This window comes from Robinsoniella sp. RHS (assembly GCF_001029355.1).
Classification (GTDB): domain Bacteria; phylum Bacillota; class Clostridia; order Lachnospirales; family Lachnospiraceae; genus Robinsoniella; species Robinsoniella peoriensis.
This window is the reverse complement of record NZ_JNGB01000038.1, coordinates 70,460-88,631: the sequence shown is the minus strand read 5'-3', so window position 1 is coordinate 88,631 and position 18,172 is coordinate 70,460. Positions and strand designations below refer to the sequence as shown.

Below are 18,172 nucleotides of genomic sequence, written 5' to 3'. Positions count from 1 at the left end.
ATAATTCTTCTGTTAAATATAATAAACCATATCCGGTAGCTTCTGTTCTTGCTAAAGATCCACCGTAGGATAAACCTTTACCTGTTAATACGCCTTCGTAAACGCCGCGGATTCTCTTATACTGTCCGAACATGTATCCGATTTCTCTTGCACCTGTTCCAATATCTCCTGCCGGCACGTCTGTATCAGCGCCAATATATTTGCAAAGCTCTGTCATAAAGCTCTGGCAGAATGCCATAACTTCTCTGTCTGATTTGCCCTTAGGATCAAAATCACATCCACCTTTACCGCCGCCAATCGGAAGACCTGTCAGTGAGTTCTTGAAAATCTGCTCGAATCCCAGGAATTTGATAATACCTATATTTACGGATGGATGAAGACGAAGACCGCCTTTGTAAGGTCCGATTGCGCTGTTAAACTGCACACGATATCCTGTATTTACCTGTACCTGTCCCTTGTCGTCTACCCAAGGCACGCGGAATTTGAATTGTCTTTCCGGCTCTACTAGTCTTTCAAGCAATGCATCTTTTCTGAACTTTTCTTCATTTGCTTCTACTACAACGCGTAAAGATTCCAGAACTTCTTTCACTGCCTGATGGAATTCAGATTCAGCAGGGTTCTTTTTCACTACCAGTTCAATTACCTCATCAACATATGACATTTTAAATCCTCCTTAGCATAAATGTTTTCCAGCAAAAAACAGACACTCCTCATACCATCTGCCCTTTACATTTTAGTTCCATTTTGTATTATATAATGTACAGAAGCTGATGACAAGTAATTTTTGACATTTCTTTACAATATATTTTGGGACCTTTTCACAAATATGACTTAAGAATCCGGATGGTATCTTCTTCGAATCCCAGAAATTCTTCTGCGAGTTCATATACCATATTGTGCACAACCGGATTATGGTCTACTGTTTTCTTGACCTCAGTAAGCCGTTCTTCTTTCTTTTGTATCATCATGTCAGCTATATGGGAAGTACTTACATTAAATACCGTACCTGCCTGCAGGGATGCCCAGCGTTTTGTCCTGTCACCCAGCTTAAGTGCCGTATCTGATATTCCCTTTTCCCGCAGGCTGTCAGCCGCTTTTTCTTCCAGTCTTGAATACCTGGCTGCCTGCAAATTCAAATCGAGTGCCAGCTCATCATCGTACACCTTGCTCAAAATGGTGTGTATATCAAGAAGTGCCGTTTTACTTTCTTTACAGATTCCATAGAGAATCTCTTGTTCTGCATTCGTAATCATGATTTATCACCTCGCTTTTTCATAGCATGCGTATTAAAATCATAAATTATGCAGATTCTTCTTTTCATGCATTATTTTTGCCCTATTCAAAACAGAGAGATGAGGATCCATCTCTCTGTTTCACCAGCCTGCAGGTTTTCTGCATTCAGACATTACGATCCGTCATTAACAAAATACTGCCGGATTTCTAAGCTTTAATCTACATGAACTTTTATTATTTTCTTTACCCCGTTACAGGATACGGTGATTTCAGCTCTTCCTTTTTTAAGTGCTTTTACCACACCTTTTTTGCTTACAGTAACGATCTTACTCTTACTGGATTTAAATATGATCTTTCCGTCTGGCTTTGCTTTTGCGGATATTTTGGCAGTTTTTCCTTTTTTCAGGAAAATTTCCATACCGCTTTTCACTTTCAGGCTTGGTTTTTTCACCGTTACTTCACATCTTCTTGTGATGCCGTTTGCTTTTGCGGTGATCGTTACCCTGCCTGATTTTTTGGCTGTAACTTTGCCGTTTTTAACTGCTGCGATTTTTTTATTGCTGGTTTTCCACACAATTCGTTTGCTGGAGCCTGTTATCTTTGCGTTTATTTCTGCTGTTGTCTTTCCTTTTGTATACAGTGTAAGTCTGGATCTGCTAAGCTTTAATGCAGGTTTTTTAACAGTTATAAGACATGTCTTCTGAATGCCGTTTGCCTTTGCCGTAATTGTTACTTTACCTGCTTTTTTCGCAGTTACTTTACCGTTTTTCACGGTTGCTATTTTCGAATCACTGGATTTCCAGGTTACTTTTTTACTTGGACCTGTCACTTTTGCAGTTAATTTAACTGTCTTGGTTCCTTGGGTATAAATGGTCACTCTGCTCTTGTTCAGCGTCAGCGTCGGTCCCGGTGTTGGTGCCGGTCTGGATTTTACCGTAATCGTACACACTGCAGTGATTGTGCCCAGATTTGCTTTTACTGCAGCTGTTCCAGGTGCAATTGCTTTCACCATTCCCTTTGTGTCAACAGAGACCGCTTTCTCATTGGATGAGCTCCAGGTGACTACTGCTTCTGTTTCATTAGTTAACGGGGTAAGCTGCAGCATATCTCCTGCTTCCATTTCTGCCTTGCCAGTATTCAGGGTCAAAGTTACCTTCACCAGCTTCATTGCATCCTGTAAATCCGCTATTGCTGTACGGATATCTTCATCACTGCTGTTTTTATTTTCTGCAGTTTCTTTAGCATCTAAAATTGCATTCTGTAAATCTGCATAGCTGCTCTTTGTATATATGCCATTGTCATTTTTAATAGCCTGTGCTTCTATAATTTTTGCATTTAATCCGGAAGCATCTGCCCTTAATGTGGTAAAGCTCACTATTCCGGGTTCTGACCGGTTTCCGGCTGCATCGTGTGCCGTGATGCTGATTGTGTATTCCGTACCTCGTAAGAGATCCTTTAATTCTACTCTGGTTTCCCCTGTTACTTCTGCAAGTATGCTGTCACCATTTTTCACTTCATATCCTGTCACTCCGATATTGTCGTTGGAAGGATTCCAACTGATCCATGCCGATGTCTGGGCTATGCGCTCTGCTTTTATATTGGCAGGCGTTGAGGGTGCCTCTTCATCTATCAGTTCGGAAGTTGTAAACGTAACGCTTCCCGGATCTGATTCATTTCCCGCAGCATCGTATGCAATTATATCAATTGTATATTCTGTTGCTGCAGCCAATTCCTTTAACTGGAAACTTGTGCCATCGGTTACGTTAGCTAACAGCGTCTCCTGATTCATTACTTTATAGCCGATTACCCCAATATTATCTGCAGAAGCCGTCCAGGAAATTTCTGCTGTATCTGATGTAACATTTTCAGCCTTAACATCCGCCGGTACTGACGGTTTTTCCGTATCCGGTTCCGCTGTCTCTCCAAGAGTGGTAAAGGATACACTTCCCGGAGCTGATTCGTTTCCGGCTGCATCATATGCCACAACATTTATGACATAATCCGTTCCAGGTTCCAGATTAACCAGTTGTACCTTTGTATCGGTTACCTGATCTTTCAGGATTACATTACCATTTTTAACCCGGTATCCTGCTACTGCTTTGTTATCGGCAGAAGCTGTCCATAAGATCATAGCGGTAGTATCGGTGATATCTTCCGCTCTTACATCGGCAGGTACTGTCGGGCTTTCCGTATCCGGTTTCTCTGCTGTTGTAAATGTTGCGGCGGCAGGATCCGAATGGTTGCCTGCTGCATCATATGCCACAATCGTCAAAGCATAATCTGTTTCCGGTGCTAATTCCTGTAAGGTAACTTTGGTATCTGTTACATCTGCTAATTCTTCACTACCATTTAATACTTTATATCCCCGTACCCCAACATTGTCTGCAGACGCATTCCAGGTAATTGTCGCTGAAGTGTCCGTAATATCGGTTACCTTTATATTTGCAGGTGCTGTTGGTTTCTGGGTATCTTCCAGTTGTTTTGTCTCGAAGGTAACACTTCCCGGCTCTGATTTGTTGCCTGCTGCATCAAATGCAGTTACTGTTATGGTATATTCCGTTGAAGGAATCAATCCATCCAGGCTGGCACTTGTACCTTCCGAGATATTTTTTATAATTTCATTTCCATTTTTTACTTCGTATCCTGTAACGCCTACATTGTCGGCAGATGCATCCCAGCTGATGTTAGCTGATGTACTTGTAATATCCTCTGCCTTTATATTATCAGGTGTGGTTGGTGCCTGGGTATCCGTTTCAGCTGCATCTACATAAGTAATGACAGGTGTAACATATGCAGAAGGACGACTTGCATTCTGACTGCCTTCATTGTTGATCTCAAGCCTGATATAATCCCCTTTTGCAACCTGCATAGCGGAAGGAGCAATTTCCACACCGCTTCCATCATTTGGTATCTGAACTTTTTCACCAACCTGCTCACCGTTTTTGGTAATCGTCAGGAATACATTTGATCCCGTATTCGTTGAAGCAGCAGATGCCTGGCGGAGATATGCGTTTTTCTTATCCCCCATGTCTTTAAATGACATGATGATATTTCCTGACACAGGTGAACGATAAGCTGCTGAATAGCCTTGTGCACGCTGGGCCACTGCCAGAGAATCACAGAATAGCCCATTCTTATCTGCCGTTGGCTGTCCTTTGTTTCCCTGCAGACCAATGATAGCGTATTCTTTTCCGTTCCAAGTGGCATACGTAGGATCGAATACAGTCATATTGCTATATGTGTCATTTTCTTTCTGCTGGGCAAACCACACATTCCCCTGCTGTTCCTCCACAAAATCCTTTGCCCAATGATACTCATTTTTAGCAGTGATTGTATAGTCTGCTTCGGAACCGTCTTCCGCAATTACTTTTAAGGTCATGCCATCTTTCACATTTCCTTGGGTTACTTCGGCATCATTCTGATAAAGCTTTTTAACTGCCGTATCATGCACGGTAATTCCAGTAAGTATATCCTCCACAGAGACAGCTGCTTTTTCCGTCATTGGTACATAGACTGCATCATCCCTGATCTCAAAAATGGAATCCTTGATACTATTGTCCGTACTTGCCGTTACCACATATTCAACCGTCTCGTTTCCATCAGATAAAGTCAGCTTGCTGCCGCCTGACACAATATCCTTCCCTGTCAGCTCCTGCTCTTCCCTATCAAATACATGTACTTCTAATTTCTTATCGTAAACTAAATTACCTAAAAATTGCTCTACAGTTGTGTTCATTGCCAACCCGCTAATCTGACGGTCTGCAATAGTATATACGGATGAAAACAAGCCCATGCTGGCAATATCAGATTCATGTGCCCCAATGTCCGGTATTCCTGTTACCTCATTACCGAAGAAATCCTGTTCTCCGTTATCCTGTATAACTTTTCCGGCATTGATGGCAGGTGAATTTTCAGCCAGCTTATATCCGTCAAATACGGTTTTCTGAGACGGGTCTTCATGGGAATTTATCACACCATTAGTAGCTGAAGGTGCTTTTCCCGGATCTTCAAACACTTGTGTTCCTGCCGTTACGTTTACCGCATTCTCATCATCTCCAGGAATATTGGCATAGTTATAATAGAGGTTGTTGCTATAGCTTGCTCTGGTTCCGTTTAATGTCCAGCTTTCTGTTTTTGCCTGATCACCGGCATAATAGATAATATTATTTTCCACATTCATAACACCTCCGGTCATGCCCGGACGAATAAACGGAACACCTTCTTTTACATAGAAGACGTTGTTGTAAATATGGGAATCCGGCTGGGCTGGTGCATTAATCACGCCTGACAGATCATTTTGGCTGATATTATAACGGAAAATATTACGGTACGACTGCTGCAGGCAGAACATTACACACCCGCCGCCGTTATTATGGCTGTAGTTATACTGGTAGATTGTTCCATCTCCGGAATCAGCATCCCAGGCCTGACCATCCCCATTAAAATAAGTATCAAACGCTTCATTGTACTGGAATACCGCATCCTTACATTTCCACGGCCAAATCCCAGCTGCCACTTTTCCTTGACCCGTTGCAATATAGTCGGCATCATTTATCTGCCTTGCCGCACCATCTGATACGTTATACTCAATCAACGGGCGGTCACAATACATAGTTGTTATGGCATCTCCCCCGGCTTCTTTCACGTAATTATTCCGGATTTCAACATTTCCGTGACCGTATTTTGCAATGACATCATCCGGAATTGCCGTACCTGCAAACTTATCAAAGTATGCAGTATAACCAATCGCAATCCCCCAACGATTTACATTGTCCAGGTAACAGTTTTCTATTTTAACATCATTATATCTTGAGATCCCTGTTGCTTCTTCATTTTTCGGTTTCAAGACATTCATCTGGATTCCGCCGTTGTCCATGTGCTTATCGTATACATTTCCGATTACATCATGTATGTTCAGCTGATTTAGGTAAATGTGGTCTACAGTACCCTTGTTCTGGGCAATGGCAGCTACTCCCGTACGTTCCATAACTTTTTGATTGTTATATACGGTTTCAATTTTTGGACCCCTGTTAGTTATTTCCAGGTTCTTGATCTCTATATATTCCGAATCATACAGGAGTACCGATGACGAAACATATCCTTTAAAGACATGATTTACATTGTCCAGCATTCCTCCATAGTTCTGGTACCAGATCCCCTGCCCGTTTGTATTAATTACAGGATTGTTTCCATCTCCGTATTTGTCTATGACAATCGGTGACTCCGGGGAGCCAGATTGTTCATAAAGATGCAGGTACCCATTTGTAAATTCCGATCCGGATTCCAGCAGTACCCGGTCTCCGGGCTGTAACGTTAATTCATTTATTTTCTGTAAACTGTAGAAAGCATTCGATTCCGATGTTCCATCATTGCTGTCCTTTCCATTTAATGTGCTGACATAATAGGTAGTTCCTGTCGTGGCCTCCTGATCAGCCGCCGCACTTACTGTTATTCCCGGTGCAATACTGGAAACAATGACAGCCAGTGCCGTAATCATTGATAAAAGCTTCTTTTTCATCGTATTTACACCCCCCTATTCTTCATATCCGAGCCGGATTTCTGCTGCCGATGCGAAAACTTTTCCTGCTTCCTGTGATTTGGAATCTTTTGCCCAAAGCTTTACATATCTGGCGTTTACAGATGGAAATTCTGCATATTTAATTTCGGAGTTATTTTCCCAGCTTCCAGTGGCAGCTTTTGTCCAGTCTGTGCCGTTTGTACTGACGGATACCTCATACTCCGTGATTAAACCATTGACACCTCCTGCTTTTCTGGGAACATATTTCAGCATGCCTACTGACTGTTCTTTTCCCATATCGATACTAATCCATGCTTCGCTTCTGTCACAACCGCTCCATGCAGTATGCCAGATTGTGTTCATGTTATTATCCAATACATAAGACGGATTTCCTTCTGTCGTGTTGTTTGGCTGGAAGCTTCCTGCCGTTGCGGTCATACCCTCTGTTGCATATTCGGCATATACCTTTACCACATGGATGTTGTAGGTTTTGGTCTCTTGATCATTGGCTTTATTGACTACCTTCAAAACCATTTCTTCTGTTACTGCTGTATCTGGCGCAACCTGTTCAGAGCCTTTCATAACCTTGCATTCTGCTTTTGCAGATGCTTTGATATTTTTTAAGAAATCCTCTGCTGTCGTTCCTTGTGGCACATTCCGGATATCCTGTTCCTGTATCAGATAACGGTCTGAATATACGTTTAAGGAAACAGATTCTTCTATGCCTGTCTCATGAATGCCAATATCCGGTACAATTCCCGTTAACTTATTTCCAAAGAAATCCTCAGTTGCATTATTGGGAATGTATACGCCTGCATTTACTGCTGGCGAATTATCAGCAATTTTATATCCTTCAAATGCACTTCTGTCATGAATCTTCCCGCCTTCATTAACGGTGACAGGAGCACTTCCCGGATTTTCAAATTTCGGATCTGCAGTGATTGCATCCGCTTCCGGAAGTCCCGGCATTCCTTCATCGCTGTAACCATAGTACAGGTTATTTTTAAATGATTTGTTATTGCCAGGGTTCCAGCCATCATCACTGACATTTTTATTGGTGCTGACATTGTAGAAGATATTATTAGCCAGATATCCCGCACCGCTTCTCTTACCTGCAGCCGGATGATGTACAGCAGTTTCCAGATCTCCTCCCACATAAAATACATTGTTATAGATTTTAGCAAGTGGATTGCCCTGGAATGTTATGAGGCATTTTAAATCATTCTGGCTTAAATTATACCGGAATGTTCCATTATACGCTTCATTCAGGCAGATTAACATTGCACCGCCTCCATTGTTATGGCTGTAGTTATATTGATATACGGTTCCGTCTGACCAGTCAATGTCCCATGCCTGTCCGTCACCATTGCCTTCACCGACCGTGTCAAATGCTTCATTGTATTGGAAAACTGCATCTTTGCACTTCCATGGCCAGATTGCCGCGCAAAAGGACTGCCAGTATCCCGGATATCCGTCATCCAGGTCAACGCCTGCCGTGTCGGATACATTATTCTGTATCACGGGCTGATATGCGTACATGGCAACAATTGCATCATTTCCTGCATTCTGAACATAATTTCCTTCCAGAACAAGATTGGTATGACCATATTTTTTAACAGTTTCATCTGCCAGAGCTGCTCCGTTAAACTTATCGTGCTGATAAGTATAACCCACAACAATACCTGCTCTTGAAACATCTTTCACATAGCAATTACTGATTTTAACATCCTGATATCTGGCGATACCAGTTGCATTCTCATCTGCCGGTTTCAGAACATTCATCTGGATTCCTCCATTGTTCATATGTTTATCCTGAAGATTCCCGGATATATCGTGGATAAAAAGATCATCCAGATAAATATGCTCCATGGTTCCCCCATCTTTTGCAATTCCTGCCACACCGGTACGGTCCATTCTGCCGGATGCTTTATTTACATTTGTTGAAAAATAGTCAAAATCATTTGATTTATTAGTTATTTCCAAATTGCTGATCTCTACATAATCAACATCGTAAAGCAAAATTGCGGAAGAAACATATCCACTGCTTCTGTGACCGCTGTTATCCATTGCTTTTCCGTAATCCTGGTACCAGATTCCCTCACCGTTACAATTGATCACCGGTTTATTTCCTTCGCCGTAGCTGCTGATGGAAATCGGATTTTCCTGTGTACCTCCTACATTCTGCAAATGAATAAAACCGTTAAATATGGATCCGGATTCCAGTAAAACAGAATCTCCCGGCCCAAGGGTAACATTTTCCAACTTGTCTAAAGTCTCCCATGCTTCCCCTTCTGAAGTACCGCTGTTGCCATTGTCTCCATTCCTACTGCTGATATAGTAGGCCGTGCCCACGCCGGCTGTTTCTGCAGCATTTACATAAGGCATTGTACTAAATGCCTGGGTGCTGCAGACTAGCGCAACTGCCAGCATGAATGATAAAAACTTCTTTTTCATCCTCTTACTCCTTTCTTTCCATAAAATTTTTATTGATAACTATCTTTTCCGTAATCATAACTTCTACTTCATACGGAAAAAATGTTTACCGATCCTTAGTTCGTTACTTGCTGCTTTGTATAGTCGTATATGCTTCCCATATTGCCCTGGATTTCATATCCCGCAGCCTTCTTATTTACTATTTTTTCATAATTGGCTTCTCTGAGGCTCTTATTGATATTATCTTTTACGGTGTCTATCGGGTAAAAATCATTCACATTCCTGTCTGCACACTGGATCAGATACAACGCTCCATTTTCATCAATTACCCGGGTTACTTCTCCTTTTTTCAAATCTGCCGCATAATCTAAAACATCCCCAATAATCCTTCCATAAGCACCAATATCACCGGATAATAATTCCTGATGGGTAAAATAAGGCTTAAGCAGATCATCCGCTTGTACCAGGTCTGACAGTGATTTATCCGCGCTTATTTTGCCCTGTAGTTCATTCAGCTTCTCTTTTAAGTCCTGGTACTGTTCCTCTTCCATTTCCGATGCCTGATATTCAATTTTAATATAATCCAGTGTAATGTCATCGTTCTGACGGAATATCTTATCCTTCTGCTGATCATAATAGGCTTTTCTGTCTTCATCCGTAATATCCATTCCTTCATTATTCAGATCTGAGCAGTATTGCTTCTGGATGGAGTCTATGGAATATTCTTTGTATAATTTCAATGAGAAGTTGGAAAGTCCATAGACCGGTTCGCCCTTTTTTATTTTATTGGCTCTGGCATCATTTTCATCTTCCATTCTCTTTTTCAACGCCTGATATCCGGTTTCCTCAATGTATCCTTTTTCTTTTGCCAGATCAAAAACCGCCGCTGTATACTTTAGCTGTTCAATCACCTGGTCAGCAAGTACACGATAGGGTATTTCACCATTAATTTCCTTTTCCCAGGCATCCCCTTTCAGTGTTACTCCCGCTTTTTCATAAAAATACTGACTCACCTGATTGATTTGTTCATTGACCGTATCCTGATATTCTTCTTTGTCAATTTTTTCTCCATTGATTTTTAACTGAAAACCTGTCCGATTATAAATTATAACAATTGCAAATCCTACAATCAGCAATATAATTGGTATCCCTATCCACAATTTCTTCTTCACGCTATATCCTCCTAGTTATATTCCACAATTTCATTGACACATCTTTGTAAATATTATATCATTTGTATAATACCGTTGCTTGTTAAAACCTGTTTATTTTCAGGCATTTTTTGTATAATCCGGAACAAGGAGATTTTTATGTACAACAATACTTACTCGAACACAAAATCCGCCACTGGATCAGAAACACGATTTGTTTTATCCGACCAGGCTATTATCAGCGCTGTAAAACAGCTCAGAGAAAATTATTATACTTTTGCAAAGCACATCCACAAAAGCATAGAAGTATATCAGCTGACCTCTGGAACCTGCAGCATGGAAATCAAGAACCAGGTCATAAACTGTGAAAAAGATGATATCGTTATCATAATGCCAAATATTGTCCATTCCTTTTATCTTACCTGCAAAGCCCCCTGTACCTTTAACCACATCCATTTTGATCCTTCCTATTTCTCGGAATTGTATCTGAATACTGCAGGAGGCAGCAATCCGGAAGATGCGATTGATATGATATCTTCACTTTTCTATTGCTGTAACGTTTTCTACAAAGCTAAGATTACAGAAAGAATGGCTTCCCTGATAGAAAAAATAATTGTCAGCACCCGGGAAGACCATTTTTTCTCCCGTTCTTATTCGAATTTATACATAACTGAATTACTGCTCTCCGTTTTAGAAACACTGGAGAAGGATTTCTCTTTTTCCAAACACTATGCCCCAAGGCAAAACCGCTATGTTTCCTTTACGCTCTCCTATATACACAAACATTATGATACCAAAATATTAATCAGGGACATCTCGGATAAATTGGGTATATCAACCCGTTATCTCAGTGAAATCTTTTTCAGACAGATGAATCTGACCATATCCAATTATATTAATATCTACCGGATTAATCAGGCAATTGATTTGATGACAACTACGGATATGTCCCTTACCATGATTGCCAGCCAAATCGGACTGAAAGATTCCCAGCATTTTTCAAAATTGTTTAATAGTATTATTGGGATTACTCCTTATAAGTATAAAAAAATGTTAAAACATAATTTTATTGAATGAAAGCACAAAAAAAGGAACGGCAACTGCCGTTCCTTAAATAAATCATTTTTATTGTGCTGCTTCTGTACTACCTGTCTGTTCCGTGAGGAAATCACTCATTACATACCCGGTACCGCCAGCGTAGCGAACTTCTGACCATCCATTATCCAGTTTTTTAACTCTGGTGACTGTTTCTCCTTCGCTTAGAACTCCCAGTATGTCTGCATCTTCCGTAGAATCTGCCCTAACGTTACATTCTGTATTTGCTGCTACTATTTTATTCACTTCCACACCGGCTTCATTACCGCTTGGAATGTTGGATTCTGTCATTGGAGAACCGATTTCATCCACCAAATTTTTCAAATCTTCATTGGAATCCATTGCCTGCTGGTACTTCTGATTTACATCATCAATTAATTTCTTAATATCAGCATCATTTCCCATATCTTCCACATACTTCTTCGTAGCCTCATCTTTTTTGTAATCTGATACATAGAGGCTTCCATCTGTATTCGTCTCTAAATACAGGCGCACCAGACTTGGTACCATAGTTTCAATATTAGTAACCTTACAATCATAAATTACATAAGCAACATAGGAACCATCTACCGGCCCTTTTTTAGAATAACAAGATACATTATTGTAACTTTCAATCAGACTGTCGTTCTGAATGGACTGCTCTTCCTCAGCAGTTAAGCCAGGAACCAATTTCTTTAATGTTGCCATATCTTTATTTCCCATAGCCGCATAATAAGCTTGTACTGTCTCCAGTACTTTTGGGTCATTCTGTACTAAATCGTTACTTTTATTCTCTGTCTCAGCATTCGATTCTACTATAACTTCTTTTTTGGTTTCACTTTCCGTTGTCTTAACAGCATTTGCCCCATCGCTATTTCCAAGTCCACTGACAAGTTTCACCGCAAATACTGCAATCACCAGAATTAAAATAATTGCTAAGCCGAGTAAGATATATCTTAGATTATCAGATAGCCATTCTCTAAAATTACCCACTATACTTACCTCCATTTTTCTACATCCGTGTTACAATTATTCGGCTGCCACAAGAGCAAAAAAAACGCACCCGGAGGGATTCGAACCCCCGACACGTGGTACCGGAAACCACTGCTCTATCCCCTGAGCTACGAGTGCTGATTCATCTGCAAACCTTCAAACAGCTTTTAAATAACACATGCTTTTCCCTATAAACATTGGATTTTCAAGGTTCGTAGATCCCTTTCACCCTAAAACCCACAAATTCTTTTGATTTTTACACAATGCATGTCTACTAAATTATAAGCATTACTTCTGTGCAAAACAAATATATAAGGTGTAAACAAAGTGTAAATCATACAAAGTATCGTTTATAAGGTGTAAATAAGGTTTACTTTTGCTGACATAAGGTGTAAAATATACTGGTTGCTTACCAATATTTTTAGCACTTACGAAAGCACTTATTACATATTATCATAAAAGATGGAAAAAGTAAAGGATTTGTTATTGAATATGTTTTCCAGCACACATTTTGTCTTTTTATGTCTTCTTTTGTATATATAAGAACCGATAAAAAATGCATGTTTTACCGGCTCTTATCAGCATTCGGAACTTACAGCGCTAAACGGTGTATCTCCCTTGTATACGTATAGACTTCATTGGAAAGAACCTCTTCCGGTATTACCTGGGTTTCATTTATCTCCCTTACCATTTCCTGCAGTTCTTTCTTGGTAGTCCGTATATTCTTAGGAACTACAATACATTCATGTATGCTGCTTGGAAGAATATAGAAATCATCCTGCAGGCGCTCCCCGATCAAGGTCAGGATCGAGTCATACAAGATACATGCTGCTCCCATTGTCTTTTCTTTATTGGAAAGAACATACATTGGTATTCTGTCATCATCACATTCCTGATCCTCCATAACATCTGAAAATTCTTCTTCCAGTTCACCTTCTTCGATCTCATCCATCACTTCCTCCATGCTTTTAAATTCAAACGGAAGCATCGCAGGCGTATTTTTTCTGGCTGTTTCATATAAGATTTCTTTTGTGATCTTCCACATTTTCAAATGACTGTCATGGATTAAGATCGTTCCCGTTCCCAAAGTATCACTTTTCAGGAAATAATAAAATACAATTGCCAAATCCAGATATTGCACATGGGGAACCGTTTTTAACAATTCCGTATTTTTCTTATAGTTAATGACTTTGCATGCAATATTATTTTTCACACGCATGTAATCCGTGTAGAAATCCGTATCCACGGGCACCTTGATCTTGTTGTTTTGATAGATATTTAGTATACTGTCAATAATCTGAGCCATGGCAGTCCCACACTGATATTCCTGAAAATAATCATTTAAATATATCGTAGGGGAAATACTCTTTGTAGTTTCCACAATTGACAGACCATCCAGCTGAACATCATTATTCTTTGTAATCTGATGCAGTTCAACGCGCACCTCCTTTCCCAATTGTGTCTGTACATTTTTCTGCACAAAGCAAATAAATTCTTCGTAATTCAATCGAACCACCCTTTCTTAAATTAGTATCGTATAAAAATCAAATGGAAAAATTGATGCGAACGCATCGAGAATAAAACATTTAGAATTTTTATATCACTTATGGTATCATATTTTTTGGTAGGATGCAAGTGATATTTTAGTTTTTTTATTATTAAAGCAGGTGTCCTGAGATCACTCCTGACACCTGCTGCTGGATTCTATCTATAAGTCTGAAAAAAGCCATACTGTGGAAAACTCTTATACGTTTTACTCTTTACTTTTTTATTTGCTACAACATAGAAATAATATTTTTTACCTTTTTTCATATTTTTACCTTTAAATTTCTTCAAGGTATAACTCGTTGACTTTGTTGTAGAAATTTTTTTATATCCTTTTTTTTGTTTATCAGAAGCATAAACAGTGTAATTTGTAGCACCAGTAACTTTTGGCCATGATGCAGTTAAGCCGCCTGATACATTTCGAACTTTTACTTCCTGCTGGTTTGCTACATACGTGCTTCCCCAATTACCATAAACTTTTTTCCCGTTATTTAACTGGGTATAAGCTCTGACCTTCACTTTATAGAACGATTTCTGGTTCATTTTTATAGTATTATAGCTGCTGCTGCTTACGTTTAATGTCTTTCCGGTCTTTTTATTCTTCATTGTGTAGACAGCAATCTGATAACCCTTAGCATTTTCTGCCCGGTTCCATGCCAATGCTACTTTATTAGAGTAGGGATAACTATTTGTAACTTTAATCCCGGTAACTGTTCCTGGCAGAGTATTTGCATAGATATAAGCAGAATAATCATTTCTGGCTACATATCCAGATGATGATACACGTTCTGCATATACCCTTAAATAGTTGCTTGTTCCCGTTTTTAAATTACCTATAGTAACAGAAGGACTGGTTGTTGTGGCTGCAGAAACCTGTGCCGATCCATCCACTTTGTAAACCTGATACCTGGTGGCTCCAGTTGCAGGACTCCAGGTCAGTGATATGCTGCTTGTCTTTGCCGCACTTTGATTCAAACTTTCTGTTTTAATTCTGTCAGGTACCGTTACAGCCTCAAAAGATGGAGACCATGCACCATAGTCGTTAGGTTTTCCATAGCTGTATTCATATGCCATAACTCTAAAATAATATGTACTTCCCGGACTTAGATTACTCTTATAAATTTCCGGATATGAGGCATCATATGTAGACGCATCACTAAACTTGAGGTTATCCGTTGAATACTGAACATGATATCTGATATTTTTCCCTACTACCGCATTCCATACAATCTTAACAGAATTCGTATATGCCGATGTCTGCCTCAGCCCTGACGGCGCCGCCGGCGCAGCAAATACACTAATTCCCAACATCATTGCCAATAAAAATGACAACACAACAACAGCAAACAATTTCTTTGTTACAAAAAAACTCTTTTTCTCACTCATGAATCTTCCTCCTTGTGTTTTTATTTATTCCAAAAATGAGAAAGGCAACCACCTTTCTCATCTAAGAATTACACAATATAATTATACTCTGGACAGGTAATCCCCTGTTCTGGTATCAATCTTAATTTTATTCCCCTGTTCAACGAACAACGGTACATAGACAATTGCTCCTGTTTCCACAGTTGCCGGCTTCGTAGCTCCCTGTGCTGTATCGCCTTTGAATCCGGGTTCTGTATCTGTTATCTCTAATTCTACAAATAAAGGTGGCTCTACTGCGAATACTTTTCCGTTAACAGAACATATTTTAACCATTTCGTTTTCTTTTACGAACTTTAAGGAATCACCGATGTCTTCCTGTGCTAATGCGATCTGCTCGTAATTTTCAACGTTCATGAAATGGAACAAATCTCCATCTGAGTATAAATACTGCATATCTACACGGTCAATCCTTGCCTGTGGGAATTTTTCAGTTGGTCTGAATGTTTTTTCCACAACACCGCCATTGATAATGTCTTTTAATTTTGTTCGAACAAACGCTGCACCTTTACCTGGTTTTACGTGCTGGAATTCGATAATCTGAACGATGTTATTATCTATCTCTAAAGTTACACCGTTTCTAAAATCTCCTGCTGATATCATATTGATATTCCTCCTTCATATTGACAACACAGGAATCTTGCATATTCCCATAGTTTAGTCTATTTTATAATATAATCCATACTTTTTCAACTATTTTTTACAGTTCCAGCAATTCTTTTGTTGAATGAGTCATATTTTGGCAGCCATTTTCTTTCACAATTACGATATCCTCAATGCGTACACCACCAAATCCAGGAATGTAAATTCCCGGTTCTACCGTCTGTATCACGTTCTCGGGTCTTTGACAGTTGCGTTTTTTATAAAGGCCTCTAATCCCTTGTAAATTCTAGAGTTTCTTTGTCAAATATTTTGTTCTGCTCTATAGTAATGTCAAAACATGTGGAACATTTTTAAATTGTGGTATATTATATTCATAGATTCTCAACCATTATTGTGTAATCGTCTAGAACCCTTATATTACTAGCATTTTAAAAGAATACACAATCATGAAAAAATTACTATATAGTAAAACTTAGACACAAGCTGCCGTAATTCCTATAAACAGTGGGCTTATGGCAATTTTTTATTTCTCCATCTGTCAAAGATGGGATTTTATAATATAATCCATACTTTTTCAACTATTTTTTACAGTTCCAGCAATTCTTTTGTTGAATGAGTCATATTTTGGCAGCCATTTTCTTTCACAATTACGATATCCTCAATGCGTACACCACCAAATCCAGGAATGTAAATTCCCGGTTCTACCGTCTGTATCACGTTCTCTCTCAGTACTTCGTCACACTTTGGGGAAAGCCTTGGTTCTTCATGAATATACAGGCCCACGCTGTGTCCAAGACCGTGACCGAAGTATTCTCCGTATCCGGCTTTTTCGATCACGTCCCTGGCAGCCTTGTCCACCTCGCTGCACTTCATTCCTGCTTTAATGACATCCAGCGCAGCAAGCTGTGCCTCCAAAACGATTTGGTAGATTTCCTTTTGTTTCGGACTGGCTTTTCCTATAACTACGGTTCTTGTCATATCAGAGCAATAGCCTTCATAAATGCAGCCGAAATCCATCGTCAGGAAATCACCCGGCTCGATTGCCTTATTGGAAGGCATGGCATGAGGCATTGCAGAGTGGATACCGGAAGCTGCAATTGTATCAAAACTGGTTCCATATGCACCATGGCTTTTTAGATAAAATTCCAGCTCAGCCGCAGCCTGCAGCTCTGTCATTCCAGGCTTGAGAATTCCTATGATATGAGAAAAAGCTCCGTCTGCAATGGATTGTGCTTTTTCCATACAAGTTAATTCCGTTTCATTCTTAACAATACGAAGTCTGTTCAGCGAATCTCCTACCCCTTCCCAGACCAGCTCTTCACTGCATGCTTCCTTTAATTTCATTACGTCTGCATAAATCATATGATCATTTTCAAAACCAATGCAATTAATTTCGTCTGCCCCGGTTAATTCTCCGATTACTGCCCCGTACCCTTTCTGATTAGAAATTTCAACCACCTCAAAATCCGGCGCCTCTTCCCTGGCCTGTGTAGTATATCGGGAATCCGTTATAAGTACCCGGCGTGCCCGCGTAATATAGAGATAACCTGTTGCACCACGGAAACCACTGAGGTAGCGCATATTGTATCCTTCAGACACTAAAACTGCCTCTATCATTTTTTCTTTTAATATTGCATATAACTCCTCACGGAACATTTATATACCTCCATTAATATTTCTTAACTGGACATTATTTTAGTTTGCTCTTTTTATAAAAATGTAATACGATTTTTTCCAAATATCTTTTCAAAACAATTTGAATCTCTTCTTTTGGATGGATTGGTTTTACTAAAATACTGGGAATCCCGGTTCTTTTTGCTCCATATACATCCGTAAACAACTGGTCTCCAACAAAAACGGTATTTTTCGTGGTAGTCCCCATCAGCTGCATTGCCTTTTCATAGTTTTTCCTGGACGGTTTATGGGCATTTTCTATAAAAAGCGCCCCTACTTCCTCTGCAAAAGGCTTCACTCTGGGCAGCTGGTTGTTAGAGATCAGGCAGTACTTCATTCCCATATCACGCAAATGGGCAAAAAATTTCTTCGCCCGGTCATCTGCCGGCTCACCATGGGGCACCAGGGTATTATCGATATCAAACAACACCCCCCGGCAGCCCTCACGGTACAATTTATCAAAATCTATTTTATAAGTAGAATCCAGATATTCATCTGGGAAGAATTGTTCAAACATCCATGACCT

Annotated in this window: 13 protein-coding genes and 1 tRNA gene; 1 reads left to right on the top strand and 13 read right to left on the bottom strand. The window is 39.9% G+C overall.

Features of this window, described 5'->3' with window-relative positions:
* From RHS_RS17045 to RHS_RS17025, 5 genes are all read right to left on the bottom strand, one after another.
* Nucleotides 1-661: Glu/Leu/Phe/Val dehydrogenase dimerization domain-containing protein (locus tag RHS_RS17045; RefSeq protein WP_047833843.1), on the bottom strand; the 661-nt coding region annotated here is incomplete at its 3' end.
* A gap of 157 nt (nt 662-818) precedes the next feature.
* Nucleotides 819-1,253 carry a hypothetical protein gene (locus RHS_RS17040; RefSeq protein ID WP_027296606.1) on the bottom strand — a complete coding sequence of 145 codons (435 nt, stop codon included), beginning with the start codon at nt 1,251-1,253 and terminating at the stop codon, nt 819-821.
* 194 nt (nt 1,254-1,447) lie between these two features.
* Entirely contained in the window at nt 1,448-6,751 is a 5,304-nt protein-coding gene (locus RHS_RS17035) for a fibronectin type III domain-containing protein (protein WP_395022759.1), read from the bottom strand.
* 15 nt (nt 6,752-6,766) lie between these two features.
* Entirely contained in the window at nt 6,767-9,205 is a 2,439-nt protein-coding gene (locus RHS_RS17030) for a discoidin domain-containing protein (RefSeq protein WP_395022757.1), read from the bottom strand.
* Nucleotides 9,206-9,300: 95 nt separating this feature from the next.
* A complete protein-coding gene (locus RHS_RS17025) occupies nt 9,301-10,356 on the bottom strand; it encodes a peptidyl-prolyl cis-trans isomerase (RefSeq protein WP_047833842.1) in 1,056 nt (351 codons plus the stop codon).
* 138 nt (nt 10,357-10,494) lie between these two features.
* Here RHS_RS17025 and RHS_RS17020 point away from each other — a divergent pair, with 138 nt between their 5' ends.
* The gene (locus tag RHS_RS17020; protein ID WP_047833841.1) at nt 10,495-11,412 is read left to right on the top strand and encodes an AraC family transcriptional regulator; all 918 of its coding nucleotides are present in this window, start codon (nt 10,495-10,497) and stop codon (nt 11,410-11,412) included.
* Between the two features lie 48 nt (nt 11,413-11,460).
* On the opposite strand, the gene RHS_RS17015 is transcribed toward RHS_RS17020, so the two are convergent.
* The 8 genes from RHS_RS17015 to RHS_RS16985 form a co-directional block, all read right to left on the bottom strand.
* Nucleotides 11,461-12,402 carry an SH3 domain-containing protein gene (locus RHS_RS17015; protein WP_027296603.1) on the bottom strand — a complete coding sequence of 314 codons (942 nt, stop codon included), beginning with the start codon at nt 12,400-12,402 and terminating at the stop codon, nt 11,461-11,463.
* Nucleotides 12,403-12,467: 65 nt separating this feature from the next.
* Nucleotides 12,468-12,540 (bottom strand) — tRNA-Arg (locus tag RHS_RS17010).
* A 454-nt stretch (nt 12,541-12,994) separates the two neighbouring features.
* A complete protein-coding gene (locus RHS_RS17005) occupies nt 12,995-13,909 on the bottom strand; it encodes a DUF5688 family protein (protein WP_044296482.1) in 915 nt (304 codons plus the stop codon).
* Nucleotides 13,910-14,106: 197 nt separating this feature from the next.
* Nucleotides 14,107-15,333, bottom strand: coding sequence for a fibronectin type III domain-containing protein (locus tag RHS_RS17000; protein ID WP_044296481.1), 1,227 nt, complete (start codon nt 15,331-15,333; stop codon nt 14,107-14,109).
* Nucleotides 15,334-15,414: 81 nt separating this feature from the next.
* A complete protein-coding gene (gene efp / locus RHS_RS16995; protein WP_027296600.1) occupies nt 15,415-15,972 on the bottom strand; it encodes an elongation factor P in 558 nt (185 codons plus the stop codon).
* Nucleotides 15,973-16,069: 97 nt separating this feature from the next.
* Nucleotides 16,070-16,201, bottom strand: coding sequence for a M24 family metallopeptidase (locus tag RHS_RS31255; RefSeq protein ID WP_395022753.1), 132 nt, complete (start codon nt 16,199-16,201; stop codon nt 16,070-16,072).
* 356 nt (nt 16,202-16,557) lie between these two features.
* Nucleotides 16,558-17,628 (bottom strand): Xaa-Pro peptidase family protein, encoded by a 1,071-nt coding sequence (locus RHS_RS16990; RefSeq protein ID WP_047833840.1) that lies wholly within the window; start codon nt 17,626-17,628, stop codon nt 16,558-16,560.
* A 34-nt stretch (nt 17,629-17,662) separates the two neighbouring features.
* Nucleotides 17,663-18,163, bottom strand: coding sequence for a YqeG family HAD IIIA-type phosphatase (locus RHS_RS16985; RefSeq protein WP_044296479.1), 501 nt, complete (start codon nt 18,161-18,163; stop codon nt 17,663-17,665).
* Nucleotides 18,164-18,172: the final 9 nt, after the last annotated feature.